This window comes from Limnohabitans sp. 2KL-17 (assembly GCF_003063415.1).
In the GTDB taxonomy this organism is placed as follows: domain Bacteria; phylum Pseudomonadota; class Gammaproteobacteria; order Burkholderiales; family Burkholderiaceae_C; genus Limnohabitans_A.
Map to the genome: position 1 here is coordinate 13635 of NZ_NESK01000001.1, position 13559 is coordinate 27193.

A 13559-nucleotide genomic window follows, 5' to 3' on the forward strand; every position below is an offset into this window, starting at 1 on the left:
CCAAAGCTTCACCCTTTTTGCGTTCTATTAATTCAACGAGGTGACCATGATAAAAACTTCAACCCTGGCCTTTGCTGCGGCATTGGCCTTGAGCGCAATGCCTGTTCTGGCCCAAAAATCAGCCAGTCAGGGCATCGACGAATACCGTGCCATGTTGCAAGACGGTAACCCGGCCGACTTGTTTGAAGCCAAGGGTGAAGACCTCTGGAAAAAAAACCGCGGTCCCAAAAACGTGTCCCTTGAAAAATGCGATCTTGGCAAGGGCCCAGGCGTTGTCAAAGGCGTTTTTGTGGAGCTGCCCCGTTACTTTGCCGATACCCAGCGCATGCAAGACCTCGAGTCGCGTCTGGTCACCTGCATGGAAAACCTGCAAGGCTTCAATGCCGCCGAAATTTCAAAAACGCCTTTTGGCCGAGATGAAATGGCCAACGTCACCGCTTTGGCAACCTGGATCGCCGCCGAATCCAAGGGCCTGAAGTTCAACCTTTCGCAATCGCACCAGCAAGAGAAAAACTTTTATGAAGTGGGCAAGCGCCTGTTTTTTCAAAGAGGCGGGTCGCATGATTTTTCTTGCGCCTCTTGCCACGGTGAAGAAGGAAAACGCATTCGTCTGCAAGACCTGCCGATCCTGACCAAGAACCCTGGCGATGGTGTCGGCTTTGCCGCCTGGCCCGCCTACCGCGTATCGAATGGCCAGATGTGGAGCATGCAGTTGCGCCTGAACGATTGCTACCGCCAGCAGCGGTTTCCGTATCCTGGTTTTGCCAGTGACGCCACTGTGGCCTTGTCCACTTATTTGGGTGTGAATGCCAAGGGTGCCGCATCGATTGCACCGGCCATCAAGCGCTGATCCGACCAGGAGAAATTCATGAACAAAAAGACCCAACTTGTATTGGCCAGCTTGGTTGCCGCTTTGGTGGCTGCAGGCTGTGCATCCGGTCCTTCCGTGGCCGAGATCAACGCACTGACGGAGAAAATCGTCAAGGCCTCTTTCCGAGATCAAAGTCACGTCAAGGTGGAGCGCATCACCGCCACCGACGAAACAAACCGCCTTTGCAGCGAAGCCGATGTGGCTGGCAAGCCCTTGGACGAAAAAACCGCGAAAGCCATTGAGGAATCCAACCTCAAAGCCATCAGGTGGCCTTCGGACGGCAAGTTCATTGGTGACTGGAAGCAAGGCGAGGCTATTGCCCAAAGCGGCCGTGGCTTGACCTGGACCGATTCGGCGACTGCGGTCAATGGCGGCAATTGCTACAACTGCCACCAGATGGACAAGAAAGAAATTTCTTACGGCACCATCGGCCCCAGCCTTTACAACTACGGCAAGATCCGTGGCGTAAGCAATCCGGATGATCCGGCCAGCAAAGCCATCGTGGAATACACCTGGGGCAAGATCTGGAACGCCAAGGCTTACAACGCCTGCTCCAACATGCCACGCGCAGGACACATGGGCATCCTCAACGAAACCCAGGTCCGTCATATCGTTGGTTTGTTGCTCGACCCCAAATCCCCCGTTAACCAGTAAACCCTGAAAAACCCGGCTTGTCCAGGTTTTTTTTAAGCCGTTATATATCAGTGGATGCCAATATGAATCTTTCCAAACGCGAATTTATCCAGGTGATGGGTGCCGGCACAATGGCGGGCCTGAGCATGGGCGCTTATGCACAAGCTCCAGCATCCACTGCGGCCAACGGGCTTTATGACATCCCGAAGTTCGGCAATGTGTCCTTTCTGCACATGACCGATTGCCATGCGCAGCTCAAACCCATTTATTTTCGCGAGCCCAGCATCAACATGGGCATTGGCAACATGCAGGGCAATTTGCCGCATTTGGTCGGGGAGTATTTGCTTCAGGTGGCCAAGATCCGACCCGGCACGGCAGAGGCACACGCGTTGACGTTTCTGGATTTCGAAAAGGCGGCCAAACGATACGGCAAGGTGGGTGGTTTCGCGCACTTGGCCACTCTGGTCAAGCGCATGAAAGCCAGCCGCCCCGGTGCCTTGCTGCTCGATGGGGGTGACACCTGGCAAGGCTCTGGCACCAGTCTGTGGACCAACGGCCAGGACATGGTGGATGCCTGCAAACTGCTGGGCGTGGACGTGATGACAGGCCATTGGGAATTCACCCTCGGCATGGAACGCGTGAAAGAAATTGTTGAAAAAGACTTTGCGGGCAAAGTCGACTTTTTGGCCCAAAACATCAAGACCAGCGATTTTGGTGATCCGGTGTTCAAGCCCTACGTGATCCGCGAAATCAATGGTGTGCCTTGCGCCATCATTGGCCAGGCTTTTCCTTACACGCCGATTGCCAATCCGCGCTACATGGTGGCTGACTGGGAGTTCGGCATACAGGACGAGAACATGCAGAAGATGGTCAACGAAGCCCGTGGCAAGGGTGCGCAGGTGGTGGTGGTCAACAGCCACAACGGCATGGATGTGGACCTGAAGATGGCTGGCCGTGTGAGTGGCATTGATGCCATCATGGGTGGCCATACGCACGATGGCATGCCTGTGGCCTCCATCATCTCCAACAAGGGGGGCAAGACCCTGGTGACCAATGCGGGCTCCAATGGCAAGTTTCTGGGCGTGCTCGATTTCGAAGTCAAGGATAAAAAAGTCACTGACTTCCGCTACAAGTTGTTGCCCGTGTTTTCCAACATGCTGCCCGCTGACAAGGAGATGGATGCGCTGATCACCAGGGTTCGCGCGCCTTACGAATCCAAGTTGGCCGAGAAATTGGCGGTGACCGATGGCCTGCTTTACCGCCGTGGCAATTTCAATGGCACGGGTGACCAGTTGCTGATCGATGCCTTGTTGGAAGTGCAGGGCGCCGAAATCGCCTTTTCACCCGGCTTCCGTTGGGGGACCACGCTGCTGCCGGGCCAGGCCATCACGCGAGAGTGGTTGCTGGACATGACGGCCACCACTTACTCGTATGCCACGGTAACTGAGATGACGGGCGAGACCATCAAGACCGTGCTGGAGGATGTGGCCGATAACCTGTTCAACCCCGACCCTTATTACCAGCAAGGCGGTGACATGGTGCGCGTGGGCGGCTTGTCTTATAGCTGCAATCCGGTCGGTGCCGCAGGCAGCCGCATTGGTGACTTGCGCTTGAAGGGGCAACTGATCGAATCGGGCAAAAAGTACAAAGTGGCGGGCTGGGCCCCCGTGGCTGAAGAAGCCCGAAACCAGGGCAACAAGCAGGTCTGGGATGTGGTGGAGACCTGGCTCAAGGCTCAGGGCGGACGCGTCAAACCTCGCAAAATCAACGCCCCAAAAATCATGGGTGCATTGCCCAATAAGGGCTATGTGGTTTGATCGAAATTGGCTGCACTTCGTCGTGCCGCCTCTCGTTTCACAGTCACTCATAGCCGCCTGAAAGCGTTGTTCCTTCGCAGGAGTTCAGCATCATGAAAAGAAGACAATGGCTCTTGGGCGGCGCCGCAATGTGCGGTGCAGTCTTGTGGCCTGAGGCCCGCTCGCTGGCGCAGCAAGCGCAGGAGTTCATCGAAGGCCCACCCGTGGCCGACATCCCTGCCCAACAACTCTCGCCCCATGTTTGGATGGTCTATTCACCCGATGGCTTTCCCACCCCTGAAAACCGGGGCATGATGTCCAACGTGATTTTTGTGGTCACATCGGCGGGTGTGGTAGTGCTCGACTCGGGGGCTTCGCTGCAAATTGGCCAGATGGCCATCCGCATGATCCGCAAGGTGACCGACAAGCCGGTCGTGGCTGTGTTCAATAGCCACTACCACGGAGACCATTGGCTGGGCAACCATGCTTTCGTCAAGGCCTATGGTGACCAGCTTCCCATTTATGCATTGCCCAGCACGATCGAAAAACTCAAGGGCACAGAAGGCAACCTGTGGCGCAGCCTGATGGAGCGGTGGACCAACCAGTCCACGTTGGGCACCCAGGTGGTTTTGCCCAACACCGCGGTTCAGCATGGGCAGGTCTTGCAGTTTGGTGATGTGACTTTGTGCATGCACCACTACGGCACGGCGCACACACCCTCTGATTTGTGTGTCGAGGTGGTGCAAGACAAACTCACGGCCGTGGGCGACATCGCCATGACCAACCGCATCGCCAATATGGACGAGGGCTCTTATCCAGGCACCTTCAAATACTACAAAGCCCTGATGGCGGCTACGGGTGAGCAACTGTGGGTGCCAGGCCATGGCCAAGCCCGCAAAGACCTGCTCAAGACCTATGGTGACTTCATGGCGGGTATCTGGGAGCCTTGCCTGAAGATGGTGGAAGACGGCAAGTCGGAAGCCGAGGCGAAAGCCGCCGTGCTGAAAGACCCGCGTGTCGCCGCTCGCGCCAAGACCATGCAGGGTTTCGATGGGAACATTGGCAAGTACGTCAGCCTGGCGTACATCGAGGCCGAAAAAGTCGCCTTTTAAAGTGCCCCATTAAAGGGGTCTTTGTTGGCCCTGTCTCAGGCCTTCGCACCATGCGCCAAGGCCCGAGCCCGGCTGGCTGCAAATGCCTTTTCATCGGGTGCTGACAAATCCCAGCCCTGCATGTGGTCCAGGCTGATGGCGGCAAGGGCGTCTATCCAGACCGGGTTGTTGTTCAGGCAAGGGATGTAACTGAACTTTTCGCCGCCCGCATGCAAGAAAGCTTCTTGGGCTTCTTGTTGAATTTCTTCCAGCGTCTCCAGACAATCGCTGGTGAAGCCCGGACAGATCACATCCACCTTTTTCACCCCTTGTTCGGCCATGGCGATCAGCGTGGGTTCGGTGTAGGGCTCCAGCCATTTGGCTTTGCCAAAACGCGACTGGAAGGTGAGTTTGTATTGTTCTTTGCTCAGGCCCAGCGCCTCGGCCAGCAGACGGCCAGTTTTCATGCATTCGCAGTGGTAGGGGTCACCCAGTTGCAGGGTACGCTCAGGCACGCCGTGAAAGCTCATCACCAACTGCTCGGCTTGGCCGTTCGCAGCCCAATGATCGCGCACGGTCTGCGCCAAGGCAGCGATGTAGCGCGGGTCGTCGTGGTAGCGGTTGACAAAGCGCATTTCAGGGATCAATCGGGTTTTCAGGCCCCATCGGTAGACCGCATCAAACACACTGGCGGTGGTCGTGCCGCTGTATTGCGGGTAAGCGGTCACGATCAGCACGCGCTGCACGCCTTCGGCCTTGAGTGCATCGAGTTGTGCGGGAACGGAAGGCTGGCCGTAGCGCATGGCAAAACGCACAGACACACTGTGGCCGCTTTTTTGCATGGCTGCGCCCAAAGACAGCGCTTGTTGTTCGGTGTTGGCTTTGAGTGGGGAGCCTTGCTCGGTCCAGATGCTGGCGTATTTGGCCGCCGATTTGGCGGGTCGTACGCGCAAGATGATGCCGTGCAGGATCAGCCACCAAATGGGTTTGGGGATTTCGACCACACGGCTGTCACCCAAAAATTCGGCCAGGTATTTGCGCAGGGCCGGTGCCGTGGGCGCGCTGGGCGTGCCCAAGTTGCAATACAGGATCGCGGTGCGGGCGGACTGACCATGCTGGAAAGAGGGTTCTTGTTGAAATGCCATGCGGTATTCTCCCACCACCATGATTGCCATATCCCGAATCAAAGCCATTACCCTCGATCTGGACGACACTTTGTGGCCCGTCTGGCCCACGATTGGCCGGGCCGAAGCCGCTTTGCAGGCCTGGCTCAGCAAAAACGCACCTGCGACAGCCCTCTTGTCAGCCCAACCCGAGGTTAAAACGGCGGTTCGCGCCGAGATCAATGCCCGCCATGCCGACAGGGCGCATGACTTGTCATTTTTGCGGCTGGCCTCCATCCGCGCCTTGTTGCAGAAAGCTGGGGAGTCGCTGCATTTGGCAGAGCCTGCTTTTGAGGTATTTTTTGCCGAGCGCCAGCGGGTGGATTTGTTTGAAGACGCCTTGCCTGCGCTGGCCTTCTGGAGCCAGCGCTTGCCGGTGGTCGCCCTTTCGAACGGCAACGCCGATGTTCACCGTGTCGGCATTGGCCAGCACTTTCATGCATCAGTGAGTGCGCAGTCATTGGGTGTGGCCAAGCCTGACCTGCGGATTTTTGCCGCAGGGGCCCAGGCAGCGGGCGTGCAGCTGCATGAGGTGCTGCACATCGGAGACGACGCACACGCCGACTGCGTGGGGGCCTTGGCTGCAGGCATGCAGGTTGCCTGGCTCAACCGTGAAGGCCACGACTGGGCCCATGGGGACACCCGCCCGCACCTGGACGTGAAGGATTTGCATGCGCTGTGTGCTTTTTGGCCCGACTACAAACTGATCAGGAGACCGACTTGACATTGAAAATTTACGGCATCGGCACATCCCGAGCCGCTCGCCCGCTGTGGACTGCGCTGGAACTGGGCGTGCCCTTTGAGCACATTGCCATGCCTTACGCCGGTGGCGCGACGCGCACGCCCGAGTTTCTGGCCATCAACCCCAATGGCCACATCCCGGCGGTGGTGGACGAGCGCCCCGAGGGCCGCGTCACGGTGTGGGAAAGCATGGCCTGCGCCTTGTACATTGCCCGAGTGCACGGCCGTCCCGATGGCCAGTCCATCACGCCCGCCAATCCCCGCGAAGAAGCCGAGGCCCTGCGATGGAGCTTTTGGACGGTGACTGATCTCGAGAGCGATGCGCTCACCGTGCTCATGCACCGCATGGCCATGCCTCCTGACCAGCGCAAGCCCGAGTTGGCCGATCGCGCTGAAAGCCGCTTGAAAGTGCCACTGGCCGTGCTGGAAGCGCACCTTCAAGCGCAGCACGCGAAAGGGGAGGCTTTCCTGGCGGCCAATCGCTTCACCGTCGCTGATGTGTGTGTGGCCAGTGTCGCCAGCTGGATTCGCCCGGCAGCGGGCTTGCTTGCGCAATACCCGGTGGTGTCAGGGTGGCTGCATGCCTGTGTGGAACGCGCTGCGCACAAGCAGGCGAGGGCCATGAAGTGAAGTTTGAGCTGAATTGCTCCTAGACCGATTGAAGCGGTTTAAAACCGCCCCAGCGCCTGCATCTTCCACGCCAGCCACAGCTTGCGCAGGGGCGTCAGCGCGATGCGTTGGTGCAGCACCTGAAAACCCGATGCCTCGATTTCACGCAGCAAGGTGCGGTAGATGCTGGCCATCATGAGGCCGGGTTTTTGAGCGCGGCGGTCGGCAGCCGGCAGCATTGCCAGGGCTTCGTCATAGAGTGCGTGCGCGCGGTCGGTCTGGAACTTCATCAGGGCTTTGAAGCCGTCCGAGTAAGTGCGCTGGATCAGGTCATTGGCTTTGACGCCAAAGCGTTGTTGTTCATCCAGCGGCAGGTAGATGCGACCGCGCATCGCATCTTCGCCCACGTCGCGGGTGATGTTGGTCATCTGAAAAGCCAGGCCCAGTTTGTGGGCGTATGCGGTGGTGGCCTCATCGGTCTGGCCAAAGATGCGTGCGGCGACTTCGCCCACCACGCCAGCCACCAGATGGCAGTATTTTGTGAGGCCCGCAAAGTCCAGGTAGCGGGTCTGGTTCAGGTCCATCTGGCAGCCTTCGATCACGGCCAGCAGGTGGCGGCTTTCAATGCCAAAGGTCGGTGAGAGGGGCATGAGGGCGTGCATGACCGGGTGGCTGGGTTGGCCATCAAACGATTGCAGGACTTCTTTTTGCCACCAGGCCAGTTTGGTCGCGGCCACACCGGAGTCGCTGGTTTCGTCAACCACATCGTCGACTTCGCGGCAAAACGCATAAAACGCGGTGATGGCCGCACGCCGCTCTGGTGGAAGGAACAGGAAGGCGTAATAAAAGCTGCTGCCGGAGGCGGCGGCTTTTTGCTGAACGTAGTCTTGGGGGCTCATGGGCGCTGATTTTCTCACTCAAACGAGGGGTTCAAGCGAGGTCATGGCCGGACAATTTCTTGAAAAGCCTTTCGAGCGCACCGGCTGAACCCCGGCCAAGGGCCATTTGCCACAAAAGCCAGCGCACTTCATGGCGAGGCATTTTGATGTGCTGGGTCAAAGCCATCGGCCCCGCTTGCCGGAGCATCGCCAAGGTGCGTGCACCGATCAGTGCCGGCAAGGCGCTGGCCACTCTCAGTCGGAGCGGCTTCAGGGCAAGGGCATAGCGCATGCCATCTGCCAGTTGCGATTGGGTGTGCTCGATCCATTGTGCGTACAGCGGGGTCAGTGCCTGCAAGCTGCTGGCGTGGGCGGTTTTCGCTGCATTGGCCAATTGCTCAGCGTTCAGGCCGGCGGTTGAGAGTGTCTCAAGGGGCCAGTAGCAACGTCCGGCAGCCAGATCGGACCCGGCATCGCGCAGGATGTTGAGGCGTTGCAAACCCATACCGAAGCGACGTCCAAGACGAAGCATTTCATCTTGTGCCAACAGGGTGTAGCCGGGCAGATGACGACCGCAGAGCTCGGTCCAGAACTCGCCGACGCTTCCGGCCACTTGCCAGGTGTAGTGGTCCAGTTCGGTTTGCGTGTTGAGGGCGTGCAAGCCGGGGCCAAAGCGAGCCATGTCCTGATGTTGGCCTTGCGTGATGTGGCTGAGCACCAGGCGTACGCTGGCCTGATCGGCTTCGTCAAGGGTTTGTAACAGAGGCATACATTGCGGCAGGGCGTGCATCAGGGCACGTTCGTTCGAGTCGGTTTGTTGAGCTGCAAATGCCTGCGTCAGCTGCTTGATTTCACGCGCTTGCTCCGCTTCGATGTCTGGAGATGCGATCACCCGAGTCATCAGTTCGAGCAATTCTTGCCGTTCTGCCAAGGGCAGGGCAGTGGTGTCTGCCACCGTGTCTGTGGCGCGGGCCAGCAGGTAGCCGATGGCCACAGGGGCCTGTAGTTTCGCCGGTAGCAGGCGAATGGACAGGTCAAACGAGCGTGACACGCCGCGCAATAGTTGCCGGTGTTCCGGACTCAAGCCAGAGCGTGTGGATCGGTGAATGAATGGGGCAGATTGCATGGTCAAAGGCTATTGTCGCTTGACAAGGATCATGTCTTTGAATAGATTACTAACCAGTCAGTCATTATTATTTCCTGGATTTTCCATGCCTTATTCGACCCCACTCGCCCTTCGGCGAGTTTTCTGTTGGTGCGTACTTGGTGCGCTTTTGAACACTATGGTGGCATGTTCCAAGACCGAGGCACCTGTGGAACCCTTGCGTTCGGTCAAACTGTTCACGGTGTCACAAGGGGAGCTGAACTTATCAGGTCAGTATTCTGCAGAAGTGCGTGCCAGGGTGGAGTCGCGTCTGAGCTTTCAGGTCGCGGGCAAACTGGTGGAACGCTCAGTCGATCTGGGGCAGCGCGTAGCGGCTGGGCAATTGCTTGCCCGAATTGACGCACAAGATTACCAATTGGCCGCGCAAGCTGCCTTGGCGCAGGTGAGTGCGGCGCAGAGCCAGCGGGATCTGGCCGCCGCTGAGTTCAAGCGCTTTGAGGCCTTAAGGGGGCAAAATTTCATCAGTGCTGCCGAACTGGAACGGCGCGAGGCCACCCTCAAAGCGGCCGAGGCCACCTTGAATCAGGCCAAGGCCCAAGGGCAGGTGCAAAACAACCAAGCAGGCTATGCACGCTTGGTGGCCAGCCATTCGGGTGTGATCACGGCCGTTGAGGCCGAAGCGGGGCAAGTGGTTTCTGCCGGCCAGCCTGTGCTGAGGTTGGCGCACGATGGCCCCCGCGATGCGGTGTTTGCCGTGTCCGAGCAAATGGCCTTTAGCCTCAAAATAGGTCAGGCCATGCAAGTGACTTTGACCAGCACTGGACAGTCCTTCAAGGGCAAGGTCAGGGAATTGGCCGCCAGTGCCGACCCGGTGACGCGGACTTACGCGGTCAAGCTGGCACTTGATGGTTCTGATCGTTTGCCATTGGGCGCCACGCTCAATGTCCTGGCGCTGCATTTGCCGGGCAGTCAAGCTGCGGTGATCAAGGTTCCCACCAGCGCATTGCGCCAGGATGGCCAGGCCACGGTGGTGTGGTTGCTGGACGAAACGAGCATGACCGTGAACATTCAAGTGGTGGTGCTTGGGCCGATAGATGGCAACGAGGTGGTGATCACTTCGGGTTTGAAGCCAGGTCAAAAAGTGGTGAGTGCGGGTGTGCATGTTTTGGCGCCTGGCCAGAAAGTCACGGTCTACAGTGCTGCCCCGAATGCATTGGTTCCTGCGTTGGCCCCTGCAACCGCTTCAACAGAGCAACGGTGATCCCATGAGTGGAACCGACAACACCCGATTCAACCTCTCGCGCTGGGCGCTGGAGCACCCGGCCCTGACCCGCTACCTGATGGTGGTGTTGCTGGTTTTGGGCATGGCGTCCTATTTTCAGCTGGGGCAGGATGAAGACCCTCCCTTTACCTTCAGGGCCATGGTCGTGCGGGCTTATTGGCCAGGTGCTACCGCAGAACAAATGGCCGAGCAGGTGACTGACAAGCTGGAACGCACCCTTCAAGAGGTGCCTTTTGCGGACAAGATCCGCAGCTATTCCAAGCCGGGTGAAGCGCAGATCATTTTCCAGATCAAAGACAACTCCAAGCCAGGGGAGGTGCCGCAGGTTTGGTACGCGGTGCGTAAAAAAATCGGTGACATGCGTGGCAGCTTGCCGCAAGGTGTGGTGGGGCCGTTTTTCAATGACGAATTTGGCGATGTGTATGGCGTCATCTATGCCCTGGGTGGTCAGGGTTTCTCGGCTGCTGAAGTCAAAAAACAGGCAGACATCCTGCGCCAGACCTTGCTGCGCGTGCCTTATGTGGCAAAAGTCGACTTGTTTGGGGCGCAAGACGAAAAAGTCTTTGTCGAGGTGTCTCAAAAGAAGCTGGTGCAACTGGGTCTGGACATGGGGGCGGTGCTGGCGCAACTGGGCCAGCAAAACGCGGTGGAGTCGGCAGGCAGCATGCAGTCGCCCTTGGATGTGGTGCAGGTGCGCGTGGGTGGGCAGTTCCAGACGCTGGAAGACCTACAGGCCATGCCCATCCGCGGTACTTCTGGTGCACAGATTCGCTTGTCTGACATCGCGACAGTGACCCGCGCTTATGTGGATCCACCGACTGTCAAAGTTCGTCACGATGGCGAGGAGGTTGTCGCACTGGGCGTGTCCATGGCCAAAGGCGGGGACATCATTGCTTTGGGCCAAGCCTTGCACCAGACGGTCGCAGAAGTGACGGCTACTTTGCCAGTGGGCATGCACTTGAAGCAGGTGCAAGACCAACCGAGTGCCGTAGCCACTTCGGTCAACGAATTCGTCAAGGTCTTGATCGAGGCCGTGGTGATCGTTCTGGCCGTGAGTTTCCTGGCGTTGGGTTTGCACAAACGCCCTGGACACCATCCTTTGTGGCGCCGTTGGACGCTCGACATCCGGCCTGGTCTGGTGGTGGGCATCACAATTCCACTGGTGCTGGCGGTGACCTTTTTGGCGATGAATTACTTTGGCATTGGACTGCACAAAATTTCACTGGGCTCGCTGATCATTGCGCTGGGTTTGCTGGTGGACGATGCCATCATCGCTGTCGAGATGATGGTCCGAAAAATGGAAGAGGGCTATGACAAAGTGCGTGCTGCGACCTTTGCTTATGAACTCACAGCCATGCCCATGCTGACGGGCACCTTGATCACCGCGGCTGGTTTCCTGCCGATTGGCATGGCCAAATCCACGACGGGGGAATACACCTTTGCAATCTTTGCAGTCACCGTGGTGGCTTTGTTGGTCAGTTGGGTGGCATCGGTCTACTTTGTGCCTTACCTGGGCGCTTTGCTTTTGAAGCCACCTGCGCATGCCGTGTCGGCTGAGCACCTGGATTCGGCTGAAATGTTCGATACGCCGTTTTATCGGCACTTTCGCACCTGGGTGACCTGGTGCGTGACCCACCGATGGAAGACGATTGGCATCACGGTGTTTTTGTTCACCTTGGGGCTGGTTGGCATGGGCAAGGTGCAACAGCAGTTCTTTCCTGATTCCAGCCGACCTGAAATACTGGTCGATTTGTGGTTGCCCGAGGGCTCGCCTTTCAAGGCCAGCGAAGACATGGCCAAGCGGGTAGAACAACGGCTGGCCCAGCTGGAGGGCGTGAAATCGGTGACGGCCTGGGTGGGCTCTGGCGTACCCCGCTTTTATTTGCCGTTGGAGCAAGTGTTCCCCCAGACCAACGTATCCCAGTTGATTGTCTTGCCCAAAGACCTGAAAACCCGCGAAGTGTTGCGCGCCAAACTGCCCGCTTTGCTGGCCCAGGAATTCCCCGAAGCGCGCGGTCGCGTGAAATTGCTGCCCAATGGCCCGCCCGTGCCTTACCCGGTGCAGTTTCGTGTGGTGGGGCCAGACCCCAAGGTCTTGCGACTGAAGGCCGATGACATCAAGGCCGAGATGCGCCGAAACCCCAACACCCGGGGTGTGAATGACAACTGGAACGAGTCGGTCAAGTCGGTTCGGCTGGACGTTGACCAGGCCAAAGCCCGTGCTTTGGGTGTGACCAGCCAGTCCATAGCGCAAGCCACGCGCACCTTGCTCAGTGGTTCGACCGTGGGGCAGTACCGCGATGGCGACAAATTGATTGACATCGTGTTGCGCCAGCCCTTGGCCGAACGCGAAGCTTTGTCCGATCTGAATCAGTCGTATTTGCCCACCGCATCGGGTCGGTTGATTCCGCTGCTGCAAATTGTGACGCCGGTATTCGTTTGGGAGCCGGGTGTGATGTGGCGTGAAGGCCGGCAATACGCCATCACGGTGCAGTCTGACATTGCCGAAGGCTTGCAGGGTGCCACCGTCACCGCACAGTTGCTGCCTGCCTTGAAGAAAACCGAGGCCACTTGGCAAGGGCAGGGGCTTACTGGCTACCGGATTGAGGTGGCTGGTGCGGTGGAGGAAAGCGCCAAAGGCTCGGCTTCGATTGCCGCGGGTGTGCCGGTGATGCTGTTCATTACCTTCACCTTGTTGATGCTTCAACTGCAAAGCTTTAGCCGCGCCATGTTGGTGTTCTTAACCGGGCCGCTGGGAATGGCTGGTGTCGCGGGGGCCTTACTGGTGCTGAACAGGCCTTTCGGCTTTGTAGCTTTGCTGGGCGTGATCGCGCTCATGGGCATGATCCAGCGCAACTCGGTCATCCTGATCGACCAGATCGACCAGATCGAGAAAGACCGAGTTGCTGGCATGCCGCCGTGGCAAGCCATTGTGGAGTCGGCGGTGCGTCGGTTGCGGCCTATCGTGCTCACGGCCGCTGCAGCTGTTTTGGCCATGATTCCGCTTTCACGCAGCATCTTCTGGGGACCGATGGCCGTGGCGATCATGGGTGGCTTGATTGTGGCTACCGCCTTGACGCTGCTGGCCTTGCCGGCCATGTATGCGGCTTGGTTCAGGATTCCGCGCCCAAATGAAGCCCGTGCCTGAATTTGGCCACTTGAAGTGGCTAAAATAGAAAGTTGACCGATTTCAACCGGGCGGTCAGGTTTTTCAAGCAGCTTCGGGCTGATTGTCAAACCTGACGCCCTTTTTGTTTGGACCTGCGCGGGTGGCGAAATTGGTAGACGCACCAGGTTTAGGTCCTGACGGTGGCAACACTGTGCGGGTTCGAGTCCCGCCCCGCGCACCAACTGACTTTTGGCCATGGGGCAGCCCTGGACTAAAGAGAC

The 13559-nt window shown here is 58.2% G+C and carries 11 protein-coding genes and 1 tRNA gene; 9 read left to right on the forward strand and 3 right to left on the reverse strand.

Annotation, left to right across the window (positions count from 1 at the left end; translation table 11 throughout):
* The first annotated feature begins 46 nt into the window (after positions 1 to 46).
* From soxA to B9Z45_RS00105, 4 genes are all read left to right on the forward strand, one after another.
* Positions 47 to 850 (forward strand): sulfur oxidation c-type cytochrome SoxA, encoded by an 804-nt coding sequence (gene soxA / locus B9Z45_RS00090; protein ID WP_108405206.1) that lies wholly within the window; start codon positions 47 to 49, stop codon positions 848 to 850.
* 18 nt (positions 851 to 868) lie between these two features.
* Positions 869 to 1525, forward strand: a complete 657-nt coding sequence (gene soxX, locus B9Z45_RS00095) for a sulfur oxidation c-type cytochrome SoxX (protein ID WP_108405207.1) — start codon at positions 869 to 871, stop codon at positions 1523 to 1525.
* A gap of 62 nt (positions 1526 to 1587) precedes the next feature.
* A complete protein-coding gene (gene soxB, locus B9Z45_RS00100) occupies positions 1588 to 3321 on the forward strand; it encodes a thiosulfohydrolase SoxB (protein ID WP_108405208.1) in 1734 nt (577 codons plus the stop codon).
* A 92-nt stretch (positions 3322 to 3413) separates the two neighbouring features.
* Positions 3414 to 4412 (forward strand): MBL fold metallo-hydrolase, encoded by a 999-nt coding sequence (locus B9Z45_RS00105; protein WP_108405209.1) that lies wholly within the window; start codon positions 3414 to 3416, stop codon positions 4410 to 4412.
* Between the two features lie 35 nt (positions 4413 to 4447).
* On the opposite strand, the gene hemH is transcribed toward B9Z45_RS00105, so the two are convergent.
* Positions 4448 to 5536, reverse strand: a complete 1089-nt coding sequence (hemH, locus tag B9Z45_RS00110) for a ferrochelatase (RefSeq protein ID WP_108405360.1) — start codon at positions 5534 to 5536, stop codon at positions 4448 to 4450.
* Between hemH and B9Z45_RS00115 the strand changes: the two genes are divergently transcribed.
* On the forward strand, positions 5535 to 6278 hold the full coding sequence (locus B9Z45_RS00115; protein ID WP_233252022.1) for an HAD family hydrolase: 744 nt from the start codon (positions 5535 to 5537) through the stop codon (positions 6276 to 6278). The two genes, hemH and B9Z45_RS00115, sit on opposite strands and share 2 nt — an antisense overlap.
* Entirely contained in the window at positions 6275 to 6925 is a 651-nt protein-coding gene (locus tag B9Z45_RS00120; protein ID WP_108405211.1) for a glutathione S-transferase family protein, read from the forward strand. The genes B9Z45_RS00115 and B9Z45_RS00120 overlap by 4 nt, the downstream gene beginning before the upstream one ends.
* Positions 6926 to 6963: 38 nt before the next feature.
* Here B9Z45_RS00120 and hpnD read toward each other — a convergent pair whose 3' ends face one another.
* Both hpnD and B9Z45_RS00130 read right to left on the reverse strand, forming a co-directional pair.
* Entirely contained in the window at positions 6964 to 7803 is an 840-nt protein-coding gene (hpnD, locus tag B9Z45_RS00125; RefSeq protein ID WP_108405212.1) for a presqualene diphosphate synthase HpnD, read from the reverse strand.
* A 31-nt stretch (positions 7804 to 7834) separates the two neighbouring features.
* Entirely contained in the window at positions 7835 to 8908 is a 1074-nt protein-coding gene (locus B9Z45_RS00130) for a squalene/phytoene synthase family protein (RefSeq protein ID WP_108405213.1), read from the reverse strand.
* Positions 8909 to 9095: 187 nt separating this feature from the next.
* Here B9Z45_RS00130 and B9Z45_RS00135 point away from each other — a divergent pair, with 187 nt between their 5' ends.
* The 3 genes from B9Z45_RS00135 to B9Z45_RS00145 all read left to right on the forward strand — a co-directional run bounded on the left by B9Z45_RS00135 (position 9096) and on the right by B9Z45_RS00145 (position 13519).
* Positions 9096 to 10148: an efflux RND transporter periplasmic adaptor subunit gene (locus B9Z45_RS00135; protein ID WP_233252023.1), complete on the forward strand. Its 1053-nt coding sequence runs from the start codon at positions 9096 to 9098 to the stop codon at positions 10146 to 10148.
* Positions 10149 to 10152: 4 nt separating this feature from the next.
* A complete protein-coding gene (locus B9Z45_RS00140) occupies positions 10153 to 13317 on the forward strand; it encodes an efflux RND transporter permease subunit (RefSeq protein ID WP_108405215.1) in 3165 nt (1054 codons plus the stop codon).
* Positions 13318 to 13432: 115 nt separating this feature from the next.
* A tRNA-Leu gene (locus B9Z45_RS00145) sits at positions 13433 to 13519 on the forward strand.
* Positions 13520 to 13559: the final 40 nt, after the last annotated feature.

What these genes read in the sequence shown, in the direction of transcription:
- soxX (WP_108405207.1), top strand. Translation starts at nt 869, where the DNA reads ATGAACAAAAAGACCCAACTTGTATTGGCCAGCTTGGTTGCCGCTTTG.
- soxA (WP_108405206.1), top strand. Translation starts at nt 47, where the DNA reads ATGATAAAAACTTCAACCCTGGCCTTTGCTGCGGCATTGGCCTTGAGC.
- B9Z45_RS00105 (WP_108405209.1), top strand. Translation starts at nt 3,414, where the DNA reads ATGAAAAGAAGACAATGGCTCTTGGGCGGCGCCGCAATGTGCGGTGCA.
- B9Z45_RS00140 (WP_108405215.1), top strand. Translation starts at nt 10,153, where the DNA reads ATGAGTGGAACCGACAACACCCGATTCAACCTCTCGCGCTGGGCGCTG.
- B9Z45_RS00130 (WP_108405213.1), bottom strand. Translation starts at nt 8,908, where the DNA reads ATGCAATCTGCCCCATTCATTCACCGATCCACACGCTCTGGCTTGAGT.
- soxB (WP_108405208.1), top strand. Translation starts at nt 1,588, where the DNA reads ATGAATCTTTCCAAACGCGAATTTATCCAGGTGATGGGTGCCGGCACA.
- hpnD (WP_108405212.1), bottom strand. Translation starts at nt 7,803, where the DNA reads ATGAGCCCCCAAGACTACGTTCAGCAAAAAGCCGCCGCCTCCGGCAGC.
- hemH (WP_108405360.1), bottom strand. Translation starts at nt 5,536, where the DNA reads ATGGCATTTCAACAAGAACCCTCTTTCCAGCATGGTCAGTCCGCCCGC.
- B9Z45_RS00115 (WP_233252022.1), top strand. Translation starts at nt 5,535, where the DNA reads ATGCGGTATTCTCCCACCACCATGATTGCCATATCCCGAATCAAAGCC.